We start from the raw sequence: 11929 nt of genomic DNA, 5'->3' as shown, positions 1-11929 counted from the left end.
ATTGTATATCTATAGTATACAAGAAAAAATAGAGATTATGATAATAGTTTAACCTTTTTGCAAAAGAAGGGTATAAAAAAACCACTTTAGTTTCCTAAAGTGGTTCAATTGCTAAGTATAAGAAATCCGATGGTGCCGGTAGATTGTCGTGTTTGGTTGAACCCGCAATATAGCAGGTGGGCTTCACCGGAAAAATATCTGACTACCAAGTGATAAGGCATGACATGAATTCTTCCTTCAGAATCCCAGGTTTTAAAGAATATGTTCGGTCAACACAGTAGCCGACAACGCGTACACCTCAGAAATCTTACTCTTATAATAGCATCGAATCCTAACTTTGTCAATCAGTTGAATTGTGTACTTAAAACAATATAAGCAAAATAATTCAGTGTAATCGTTTGTTCGTTTGATTAAGTTTATGAATTGAACTTGTTGTATTGTTTTGACAATGCTTCCTCAAATTTACTTTTTGAATTGGGGACATAGTACAGGGCTCCATTTAGCGAATCAGGTAAATATTGTTGTTCTACCCATGAATCAGGATAGGCATGTGGGTATTTATAAGTGACTCCTCGATCAAGCTCCTTTGCTCCGCTATAATGACTATCTTTTAAATGATTAGGCACGTGTCCACTTTTTCCTTGCCTTACGTCTGAAAGTGCTTGATCGATTGCAGATATAGCAGAATTTGATTTTGGAGAAAGTGCTAATTCAATGACTGCATTTGCTAACGGAATTCTTGCTTCGGGGAACCCTAATTTTTCTGCAGATTGAACGGCTGTTACAGCTCGAGCAGCGCCGGCAGGATTTGAGAGACCGATATCTTCGTAGGCAATAACCATTAGTCTTCTACAGATAATTTGAAGCTCCCCAGCTTCAACCAGTCGTGCCATATAATGTAAGGCGGCATGAACATCACTACCTCGGATGGATTTTTGGAAAGCTGAAATAACATCATAGTGTGCATCACCATCTTTATCATGGGTGAGCACTTTTCTTTGCAAACATTCTTCGGCTATCGCTAATGTAACTCGGATGATGTCTTCATCATCTACGGGAGTCGACTCAGCAGCCAGTTCAAGAGCATTCAGAGCACTTCTAAGGTCTCCGTTCGTTGCTCTAGCAAAATGCGTTAGAGCCTGCTCATCTACAACAAGTGACAGCTTGCCTAGACCGCTTTCCTTATCAGTTAAAGCTCTGTTTAGTGCCGATTTGATTTGTTCTTCGGATAGTGGTTGTAATTCAAATATTTGGGATCGGCTTCTAATAGCCGGATGAATAGAAATATATGGATTTTCTGTTGTAGCACCGATCAAGATGATACGACCACTTTCAAGGTGAGGTAAGAGGAAATCCTGTTTTGGTTTATCTAACCGATGAACCTCATCTAATAATAAAATAACCGTTCCACTCATTTTTGCTTCTTCAGCAACAATTTGTAAATCTTTTTTTGAATCAGTTGCTGCATTGAGCATTCTAAAAGCATACTGAGTTGATCCCGCAATGGCACTTGCAATACTAGTTTTTCCAATTCCTGGTGGTCCATATAAAATCATGGAAGATAAGCGTTTAGCTTCAACCATACGCCAGATAATTTTTTCTTTTCCTACAAGATGTTCTTGTCCAACAATCATATCTATAGAAGTGGGTCGCATACGATAAGCTAATGGCTGACTCAAACTAACAGCTCCTTTCGATTTCATTATAAGTAGTATAACACGAGAAAAATAGAATCTCTAATTTTAGTGAACGTCCGTTTGTGTATAGAGAAAATATTTATCGCAATCTTATACTGTTTAGACGTACTACTTTGTGATACTATGTATAGTGAATTAGTTCCAAAAAGGGAATAGATGAGGGCATGATATGATGGATATTAAAGGAATAATCAGCAATAATCGATTAAATAAAAGTGTAATGCAAGGATCTTTTGGTATTGAAAAAGAAGGCATTCGTGTGGATGAAGAGCAGCGACTTTCGCTAGAAGACCATCCTGCAGTTTTTGGGGACCGTTCGTACCATCCCTATATTCAAACTGATTTCAGCGAAGCACAGCTGGAAGTTGTAACACCACCTATGGCATCTCTCGATGAAGCGTTCAAGTGGATGCAAGCATTAAATGATGTTACCCAACGCTCCATTAGTCACAGTGAATACGTTTGGCCGTTTAGTATGCCAGCTGTTTTACCCGACACAGAGCAGATCCCAATTGTAAGAGTTAGTGATCAAAGTGAAGTAGCTTACAGAGAAAAACTCGCAAAAAAATATGGAAAGAAAAAGCAATTGATCAGTGGTATCCACTATAATTTTGCATTTTCGGATGATTTTATCCAAGCTATATTCGAAAAACAAGAAACGTACAGAACAGCTAAAGAAGTTAAGGATGAAATTCATCTTAAACTGGCGCGTAATTTCTTAAGTCATCAATGGATATTGACCTATCTATTCGGTGCTGCACCATTTGCACATGAATCATTTTTTGAAATAGATAAAAAAGAATCTATTTTAAAGGATCCAATTCGTTCTATCCGCAATAGTCAGCACGGCTATCACAACACGAACGATATCGTTGTTCGTTATGACGAATTACAGCACTACGTGCAAGATGTTGAAGATATGGTTGCAAAAGGCACGCTTAGTGAAGAACGAGAATTTTACGGAGCGGCTCGACTAAGAGGTAAATCCAAGAAAATTGGTCGTATGATCGAGACCGGTATTGAGTATGTTGAGTTCAGACCATTTGATATCAATCCTTATAGTGCTCTTGGATTGACGAAGGAACAAGCAACGTTTATTCATCTGTTTTTTGTGCTCATGATTTGGATGGAAGATTCCAAAGATTCGGCTATGATTCAAGAAGGAACTCGTAAGAACGAAGAAGTTTCTGTGGAAAATCCATTTAGCCAAACAAAGTACCATGAAGAAGGTCTTGAGCTTTTAGAAATTATGAAGCAAATGGCAGAAGAACTGGATTTAGATGCGGTGTATCATGAAGTAGTGGATACGGCTGTAGAGCAGTTCAACTATCCAGAGAAGACACTTGCTGCTAAACTGACCAGTCAAATAAAATCAGTGGACCGATATCTTGAAATTGGGAAAACTCTTGGACAAGGCTATAAAAAAGAAGCGAATGAAAAACCCTATCTTCTTAGTGGTTTTGAGACGATGGAGATGTCTTCTCAATTATTGATTTTCGATACACTACAAAAAGGTATTCGATTAGAAGTTCTGGATGAAGTCGACCAATTTTTGAAGTTGTCTCACAAAGGACACGAAGAGTATGTGAAAAACGGAAACATGACCGCTAAGGATACCTATATTTCACACTGGATCATGGAAAACAAAACGGTTACGAAAAAAATTCTTAAAAGCAAAGGATTCAAAGTACCTGGTGGAGAAGAATACCAAACTAAAAAAGATGCGCTTGACGATTTTTATAAATTTGAGAATCGTTCTATAGTTGTTAAACCTAAGTCGACTAATTACGGATTAGGCATTACGGTCTTTAAGCATTCTCCGAGTATAGAAGACTTTGAAGAAGCCATTGATATTGCATTTAGTGAAGATGCTTCGGTACTAGTAGAAGATTACGCAGCTGGAACGGAATATCGGTTCTTTGTACTTGATGGTAAGGTGAAAGCCGTCTTGTTAAGAGTTCCTGCAAATGTAACGGGTGATGGTGAGCGTTCCGTACGTGAACTGATTGAACAAAAGAATGAAAATCCTTTAAGAGGAACAAAGCATAGAGCACCTCTTGAAAAGATACAATTAGGTAACATTGAAAAACTAACATTAAAAGAACAAGGCTACACTTTTGAAAGTATTCCTGAAAAAGGTGAGACAGTTTATCTAAGAGTAAATTCAAATATTTCGACTGGTGGAGATTCTATTGACTTCACAGATGAAATGGATGAAAGTTATAAAGTACTGGCAGAAAAAATGGCCTTACCTATTGGGGTAAAAGTAACCGGAATCGATTTGATTATTCCAGATTACACAAAACCTAGTACAGAAGATGATCCTGGATACACCGTTATTGAAGCTAATTTCAATCCAGCCATGCATATGCATGCGTTTGTGTCTCAAGGAAAAGGTAGAAGACTAACAGTAGAAATACTCAAAATGCTGTTTCCAGAGGTTTACGCATAAAGTCAGTACCTGTTGATTTCCCAAGGAACGTATAGAAAGAAAGTGACATAATGAATCAATCTGTTTATTTAGATTACGCAGCAACAAGTCCAATGCATCCGGAAGTCATCGATGCAATGTCAAAAGCCATGCGAAGTCATTTTGGAAATGCCTCTAGTACGCATCAATATGGGCGATTGAGTAGAGGCGTATTGGATGAAGCAAGAATGGTTTTCGCGAAGAGTATTCAAGCAAAGCCTAATGAGATTTTGATAACAAGTGGTGGCACAGAAAGTGATAATACCGCCATCTTGAAGACTGCTGAAAAGTTTGGTACAAAAAAACGTCATATTATTACAACTAATGTAGAGCATCAAGCTGTATTGAAACCGATGGAATATTTAGAAACATTAGGATATGAAGTAACTTATCTGACTGTCAATGAAGAAGGTTTCGTTACGGCTGATCAAGTAGAACAATCTTTAAGAGAAGATACTTTTTTGGTTTCAATCATGTTTGGTAACAACGAAGTGGGTACAATTATGCCGATAGCCGAAATTGGCGAATTGCTGAAAGATAGAGAGCAGCCTATTTTATTCCATACCGACGCTGTTCAAGCTTACGGTTCAAAAGCTATCGATGTTAGCCAGTTGAATGTCGACTTGTTATCTGTTTCCGCACACAAAATTGGTGGACCAAAAGGCATCGGATTTTTATACTGTAGAGAAGGATTGTCCTTACCGAGTCTGATTCTTGGTGGAGAACAAGAAACGAAAAGACGAGCAGGGACAGAAAATATCCCAGCTGTCGTTGGGTTTAAAACTGCTGTCGAATTAATGTTAAGAAATCAAACTCAGCGCGTTCAAAAGTATTTAGAGTTAAAAGAAGAACTGTTGAACCAATTAGAAAAAGCTGGCATTGCCTATAAAATCAATGGAAATCTAGAAAAATCATTACCTCAAATCATCAGTTTACACCTCAAAGAAGTGGACGCTGAGCGTATGCTAATCAAGTTGGACCTTTCTGGCATAGCAGTATCCGCCGGATCGGCTTGTACAGCGGGTAATATTGACCCAAGCCATGTACTCACAGCTATGTACGGAGAAAATCATCCAGCGATTAGCGAGACTATTAGAATCAGTATGGGATTTGAAACGAAAAAACAAGATATCGACAGACTCGTTACAGTATTAGATAAAGAGATCAACAAACACTGAGCACAAAATAAAAATAAATGTTATTGATAAGGAGAGCATGAAATGGCTACTAAACCAATTGACAGTTTATCAGGAAGCAAGGATCAGTATAAAGTGAATGACCAAGCAAAAAGGTATACTTTAAAAGACCACGGATTCACTGAAACTAAAAATGGGTCTTTTCAGTATGAAAGAACATTAAGTAGCGTGATTTCCGATAAAACAGCACCTAAATTGAAGATTACGATTTCAAAAGATTTAAAAGAATTAAAGCTTGTAACGGTTACAGCAAATGGCTTAAAAAAGATCGATATTTTTAAAGATACTGACCTTAAACAAGCTCAATTGATGGTTGAAAATATTTTAAGTTCCTTTGTAGAAGAGTCCGTACTAGAAAAAGCATAAAGCATCCTCAAAGTAGTCCTATCAGATTAAAATACTTTTAAACAACTTGATTTCTTCTTTTAAGTAAGTATAATGATAAAGACTGAAACTTACGAACCTTCAATTCGTGTATAGTTCAGAATCTAAACTGAAATGATGGTGATTTTATGACAGACAACTCGAAAACTAGAGTCGTCGTCGGAATGAGCGGAGGAGTGGATTCTTCTGTAACAGCTTTGTTGCTTAAAGAGCAAGGTTATGAGGTTATAGGCGTATTCATGAAAAACTGGGATGATACAGATGAAAATGGCGTTTGTACGGCTACAGAGGACTATAAAGATGTCGCATTAGTCGCAAACAAAATTGGTATACCTTATTATTCTATCAACTTCGAAAAAGAATACTGGGACAAAGTATTCACTTATTTTTTAAATGAATATAAAAAAGGTAGAACACCCAATCCTGACGTTATGTGTAACAAGGAAATCAAGTTCAAAGCATTCCTTGATTATGCAATGGAATTAGGTGCAGATTATGTGGCTACAGGCCACTACGCTCGCGTTACGCGTGATGAAAATAACGTTACACACTTGCTAAGAGGACTAGACAATAATAAAGATCAAACTTATTTCTTGAATCAACTATCTCAAGAACAGTTATCAAAAGTGATGTTCCCGCTAGGGGATATGGATAAGAAAGAAGTTCGTAGAATAGCTGAAGAAGCAGATCTTGCAACAGCGAAAAAGAAAGATTCAACTGGGATTTGTTTTATTGGAGAAAAAGATTTCAAACAATTTTTAATGAACTATCTTCCAGCACAACCAGGTAATATGGTGACATTGGATGGAGAAATTATGAAACAACATGATGGTTTGATGTATTATACGATTGGTCAGAGAAAAGGTCTTGGAATTGGTGGAAATGGTACATCAAACGAGCCTTGGTTTGTCATTGGTAAAGATCTTGAGAAAAATGAGTTGTATGTTGGGCAAGGATACGAACATCCAACGCTCTATGCCACTCATTTAGACGCAAGTGACTTTTCTTTCACTAATCATGAAGAAAAACCAGAAACGTTTCACTGTACTGCTAAATTTAGATACAGACAAACAGATGTTGGCGTAACGGTACACCTTGATAAAGAACAAGGAACAGCGCAAATTGAGTTTGATGAGCCAGCCCGTGCAATCACCCCTGGACAAGCAATCGTTTTGTATGATGGAGACGAATGTATCGGTGGCGGACTAATAGATGCTGCTTACAGTAAAGAAACTGAATTACAATATGTTTAGCAACAGCTAAATAACTAAATATGAGAGGAGATAAATGGTCAGCCATCTATCTCCTTTTTTATTTTAGTGTATACTGATTTATGTCAAGCACTAGAAAAACAGCTGCGATTTCGATAGAATAGTAGAAGCGAAAACGAGGAGGGGTATAATGGAAGAAGAAACGCTTCAATTGGAAGATCACCAAGAGAAATACATCAACGGAGAAGTGTTGGCTATTTATTTTTCCAGTCCTTCGAATTTTTTCAAGGTTATGCTCGTGTCTGTTACGGAGACAAATACTGCGTATGATAGTACGCAAGTAGTTGTTACTGGTAGTTTTGGACAAGTGCATGAAGGGGAAAGTTATCGTTTTTTTGGGAAACTTACGGAGCATCCAAAGTACGGGCTTCAATTCTTAGCGGATCGTTATGCAAAAGAACAACCTTCAAGTGGACAAGCGGTTGTCTCATACTTGTCCAGCAGTCGATTCAAAGGTGTTGGAAAGAAAACTGCGGAAACCATTGTAGATACCTTGGGTGAAGGGGTACTAGATTTAATTTTAGATGATCCCAATCAACTTGACCGAGTTCCGGGTTTGAATCAAACAAAAAAACAAATGATTATGGATGTTCTCGATAAAGAACAAGGGATGCAAAGAGTCGTCCTCGCTTTAAATAAATACGGCCTAGGAAATCAGTTAGCTTATAAGGTCTATCAGAAGTACGAAGGCAAGACCTTATCTGTTATTCAGGAGAATCCTTACCAGTTAATAAAAGAAATCGAAGGAATTGGGTTTAACCGTGCCGATCTGATTGCCGAAGAAATTGGAATCAAGTCGGATGCACCTGCTAGAATTCAGGCAAGTATTTTGTATTCTATCCAAGAACTCACGTTAAGTGATGGAGATACATATGCTTCCAGCAAACCACTTCTTCAAAAAACCATACAGGTACTTGAAGAAAGTCGACCATTTATTATTGATCCAGAAATTGCAGCGGACAATATTATTGCGTTGGTTCAAAACCAAGAAATTATTCAAGATGATGATCGCTTTTATATTCCTTCTTTATATGCATCTGAGTGGGGAATCGCGACATCCGTAGAAAGACTCATTGAGCACGCTAGTAAAATTCCTCATTCAAAAAAGACTATCCACAAAAAACTCACAAAACTTGAAAAAACAATGAGGATTACCTATGGAGATTCTCAAAAGAATGCCATTGAAGAAGCGCTTAAATCGCCGATCTTTTTACTTACAGGGGGACCAGGTACTGGAAAAACGACCGTATTAAATGGTATTGTGACACTTTTTGCTGAATTGAATGATTTGTCACTTGACCCGAATGAGTACAAAGATGAAGCATATCCTATTCTACTAGCGGCGCCTACGGGAAGAGCTGCCAAACGTATGAAAGAAACGACAGGATTGCCCGCTTCTACTATTCACAGACTTCTAGGCTTAACGGCTACAGATGATGAAGAAGAGCTTGGTGATCATGATCGCAACCTGAAAGGAAAACTTCTTGTAATCGACGAGATGTCAATGGTTGATACATGGCTTGCTTATCAGCTTTTTAAAGCCGTTCCTAGCGATATGCAAGTCATTATGGTTGGAGACAAAGACCAACTGCCCTCCGTGGGGCCGGGGCAGGTTTTGAGAGATTTTCTTGAAAGTGACGTGGTACCACAGAAAGAATTAAAAGATATTTATCGTCAAGGAAATGATTCTTCCATTATTCCTCTAGCCCATAGTATCAAGGAAAATAAACTACCAGAGGATTTTAGAGAAAAGAAAATCGATCGTAGCTTTTTCCCTTGTTCAACCAATAAAGTATTGGATGTTATCACACAAGTTGTATCAAGAGCGATTGAAAAAGGCTTTTCGGCTCAAGATATACAAGTTTTAGCACCTATGTATAAAGGCCCTGCTGGTATCAATACGTTGAATAAGCATTTGCAGGATTTGTTTAACCCTAATCCAAATGGCGAAAAAAAAGAAATGAAATTCGTAGACAGCGTCTATAGAATCGGCGACAAAGTTTTGCAACTCGTCAATGACCCTGAAAGAAATGTGTTCAATGGGGATATGGGGATCATCACAGGCATTATTCCAGCTAAAGAATCAGAAACGAAGACAGACAATTTGGTTATTGATTTTGAGGGAAACGAAGTAACCTACCTCAGAAACGAATGGAATAAGATCACACTCGCATACTGCTGTTCTATTCATAAAGCACAAGGAAGCGAATATAAGATGGTTATCCTACCTATGGTCAATGGCTACCGTAGAATGTTGAAAAAAGATTTGCTCTATACCGCGATTACACGTGCCAGTCAAATCTTAATTTTGTGTGGGGAAGAAGCAGCTTATAGAAGTAGTTTAAACTCTACAAGTATGTTGCGAAAAACCACGTTAAAAGAAAGATTATTAGCGGAAGATCCTTTAAGTATCGAAGAGACAGAAGGGTTCACAACGGTTGAAGAGACGGAAGAACAAGATAATCGGACTGAAAAGCAATCCAAATACCTTACTCCAATTATGGTTGACAATAATGAAGTTGACCCGCTTATCGGTATGGTTGGTATAACGCCTTACAGTGAATAATAAACGCCTAAGAAGACGATTTCTAATCTTCTTAGGCGTTTATTCGTTACTGTTTTTTAATGAATCCAGAAGGCTCTTTTTTTGCTTGAAATAGTATAATCGCCGTGAAGTTCTTTTAACTCACCGTCATGTTGTCCGTATTGGTGAGACTGTATGTTTATAGCGTAATCTGTCATTTTAACAACGTTCATCTTTTTATGAGCAAGGTGGTCTTTTTTTAGGATGACTTTAGTTAGCAAAGATAAAAGTTCGCTAAAAGATACTTTTTCAGCAATCACGAGCTCAAATACACCATCAGTTGGATCGGCTTTTGGATGAATCGGAATCCCACCACCGAAAAACCGATGATTCACACACACAGCCAGTAATATATTTGAGAATTCCAAAGAATGGTTACCTGTATTTATACTGATATTGAAAGGCTTTTGTTTAAAGTAGGCAGATAGAATTGAGCTAAAATAAGCCGCATTACCAACAACTTTTTTAAATTTCGATTCAGCCAATGAATGGATAACCATTCCGTCGATCCCAACCCCAAAACTATTTAAAGCATATGAACGCGTATGTTCATGTTGAATTTCAATGATATCGAGTTGTCTAGGGGTAGTCGTTTGAAGCATATATTGAATAGATGCCTGAATAGTCAGAGGAATGTTGTGGGAACGAGCAAAATCATTTCCAGAACCTGTTGGAATATAGCCAATAGGACAATCCGCGTTTTTTGATTCTAATCCATTAATAACTTCACTAAGCGTACCATCTCCACCAACCACTACTAAAAGAGTATGAACTGTTAACGTAGCGGCAAGCGAACGAGCTATTTCGAAAGCATGTCCAGGATAGTGAGTTTTGTGAACACTATAAGTATATCCTTGTTCGTCAGAATATTGTTTGATCTGCTTCAAAGCTTTATGACCATTTCGGGAATGTTCGTTTAGTATGTAAGTGAATTGTTGATTTGTATTCATGGAATCACTCCATTCTTTATATAACAGTAGTATACGATATCCAAGTTCTTTGTAAAACCTACTATGATAAAATACTCATGAATCCGCCAACAGGGTTGAGAAAGTGATTTGCATAATGATAGAATGATTCGAGTTACTAACAAATTGAGGAGGAATGATATGCTAAAAATGGCAAGACGGTTTACTTTAAGTGCAGTAGATTATGTTTATATCGTGATTGGATGCTTGATTACGGCGGTTTCTTTTCAAGTGTTTTTACTACCAAACGAAATTGTATCTGGAGGGATAACAGGGTTATCGATTATAGCTAATAACCTTTATGGGTGGACTCCAGCAGTTTTTCAGTATGCGGTCAATATTCCCTTACTAATATTATGTTTTGCACTACTTGGTAAAGCCGCAGGATACAAAACGATTCTTGGAAGCATGTTACTACCTTTTTATCTAATTTTCCTTGAAGATTTAAGCCCGCTCACAAATGACCCTTTACTAGCAGCTGTTTTTGGTGGAGTATTCACAGGACTAGGATTAGGGATTGTATTTCGTGCTAAGGCCACAACTGGAGGAACAAGTATTATTGTTCAGATTTTATATCAGTACGCTCGCCTTCAATTTGGGTTGAGTACTGTCTTGGTAGATGGAGCAGTGATTTTCTTTGCATTAATTGTATTTGATCCAGAAACGGTTATGTATTCACTGATTGCTTTATTTATCATTTCAAGAACGATTGACTTGGTGCAGCTTGGTTTCAATCGAAACAAAAATATCTTTATTATTTCTGATAATCCAAAAGCTATCAAACAAGAAGTCTTGCATACTCTACAAAGAGGTGTGACGAATCTTGGTGTACGTGGGGGATATGGAAATACAGAAAAAGATATGCTAATGGTTGTTATCCAAGAAAGAGAGTTCACACTCTTGAAAGAAACGGTGTTGGAAGTTGATCCGGATGCATTTGTTGTTGCAATGAGTGCAAGTGAAGTGTTGGGTAGAGGATTTTCTCTTCATAAACAATTCAATGTAGACGAACCGATGCTGTAAATACACTTAAAGATTGTTTGATAAACGGTCTAGATTTTCAGCAAGTATTGACTGTATTTGAAAACTAGGCTATACTCATTTTAACGAAACTATAGGATATAGTTGATGAAAATGCTATTTAAGAGAGATTCTTGTCTTGGTGAAAAAGAATCATAGCAAACTTTTAACTGCTCCCTATTGTACTGTGTGAGAAATCACACCGCTTTCTTGGCGTTAACAAGACTTAAGAGGTAATGACAACTGAGTAAAGTCATTGCAAACGAGGTGGTACCGCGCGTAATACGTCCTTGTGAGCAGTGTTCTTTAGTCAGTTTTTTTTTGTGATTAAAAGTTAAA

Annotated in this window: 8 protein-coding genes and 1 other RNA gene; 6 read left to right on the top strand and 3 right to left on the bottom strand. The window is 37.6% G+C overall.

From position 1 onward, the window contains the following. Positions 1 to 119: 119 nt before the first annotated feature. Both ssrS and VXN63_RS03425 read right to left on the bottom strand, forming a co-directional pair. Positions 120 to 308: non-coding RNA, 6S RNA (ssrS, locus tag VXN63_RS03430), on the bottom strand. A gap of 108 nt (positions 309 to 416) precedes the next feature. Further along, entirely contained in the window at positions 417 to 1679 is a 1263-nt protein-coding gene (locus VXN63_RS03425) for a replication-associated recombination protein A (protein ID WP_327756547.1), read from the bottom strand. A 187-nt stretch (positions 1680 to 1866) separates the two neighbouring features. Between VXN63_RS03425 and gshAB the strand changes: the two genes are divergently transcribed. From gshAB to recD2, 5 genes are all read left to right on the top strand, one after another. After that, the gene (gene gshAB, locus VXN63_RS03420; protein ID WP_327756546.1) at positions 1867 to 4149 is read left to right on the top strand and encodes a bifunctional glutamate--cysteine ligase GshA/glutathione synthetase GshB; all 2283 of its coding nucleotides are present in this window, start codon (positions 1867 to 1869) and stop codon (positions 4147 to 4149) included. Between the two features lie 50 nt (positions 4150 to 4199). Next, positions 4200 to 5345 (top strand): cysteine desulfurase family protein, encoded by a 1146-nt coding sequence (locus tag VXN63_RS03415; protein WP_327756545.1) that lies wholly within the window; start codon positions 4200 to 4202, stop codon positions 5343 to 5345. Between the two features lie 42 nt (positions 5346 to 5387). Then, positions 5388 to 5729 carry a hypothetical protein gene (locus VXN63_RS03410; protein WP_327756544.1) on the top strand — a complete coding sequence of 114 codons (342 nt, stop codon included), beginning with the start codon at positions 5388 to 5390 and terminating at the stop codon, positions 5727 to 5729. Between the two features lie 146 nt (positions 5730 to 5875). Then, entirely contained in the window at positions 5876 to 7000 is a 1125-nt protein-coding gene (gene mnmA / locus VXN63_RS03405) for a tRNA 2-thiouridine(34) synthase MnmA (protein ID WP_327756543.1), read from the top strand. 148 nt (positions 7001 to 7148) lie between these two features. Then, the gene (gene recD2, locus VXN63_RS03400; RefSeq protein WP_327756542.1) at positions 7149 to 9584 is read left to right on the top strand and encodes an SF1B family DNA helicase RecD2; all 2436 of its coding nucleotides are present in this window, start codon (positions 7149 to 7151) and stop codon (positions 9582 to 9584) included. 56 nt (positions 9585 to 9640) lie between these two features. Here the strand turns inward: recD2 and VXN63_RS03395 are convergent, their stop codons facing one another. Next, complete coding sequence (locus tag VXN63_RS03395) at positions 9641 to 10552, bottom strand: diacylglycerol/lipid kinase family protein (protein WP_327756541.1); 912 nt, start codon at positions 10550 to 10552, stop codon at positions 9641 to 9643. A 159-nt stretch (positions 10553 to 10711) separates the two neighbouring features. On the opposite strand from VXN63_RS03395, the gene VXN63_RS03390 reads away from it, so the two are divergent. After that, positions 10712 to 11593, top strand: a complete 882-nt coding sequence (locus VXN63_RS03390) for a YitT family protein (RefSeq protein WP_327756540.1) — start codon at positions 10712 to 10714, stop codon at positions 11591 to 11593. Positions 11594 to 11929: the final 336 nt, after the last annotated feature.

Source organism: Marinilactibacillus sp. XAAS-LB27 (genome assembly GCF_036039175.1).
Taxonomy (GTDB): Bacteria; Bacillota; Bacilli; order Lactobacillales; family Carnobacteriaceae_A; genus Marinilactibacillus.
The sequence above is the reverse complement of the archived record's forward strand: the minus strand, read 5'-3'. Positions and strand labels throughout refer to the sequence as shown.

Coding starts and splice junctions, on each gene's coding strand:
- gshAB (WP_327756546.1), top strand. CDS start 1,867: ATGATGGATATTAAAGGAATAATCAGCAATAATCGATTAAATAAAAGT.
- VXN63_RS03415 (WP_327756545.1), top strand. CDS start 4,200: ATGAATCAATCTGTTTATTTAGATTACGCAGCAACAAGTCCAATGCAT.
- VXN63_RS03410 (WP_327756544.1), top strand. CDS start 5,388: ATGGCTACTAAACCAATTGACAGTTTATCAGGAAGCAAGGATCAGTAT.
- mnmA (WP_327756543.1), top strand. CDS start 5,876: ATGACAGACAACTCGAAAACTAGAGTCGTCGTCGGAATGAGCGGAGGA.
- recD2 (WP_327756542.1), top strand. CDS start 7,149: ATGGAAGAAGAAACGCTTCAATTGGAAGATCACCAAGAGAAATACATC.
- VXN63_RS03395 (WP_327756541.1), bottom strand. CDS start 10,552: ATGAATACAAATCAACAATTCACTTACATACTAAACGAACATTCCCGA.
- VXN63_RS03390 (WP_327756540.1), top strand. CDS start 10,712: ATGCTAAAAATGGCAAGACGGTTTACTTTAAGTGCAGTAGATTATGTT.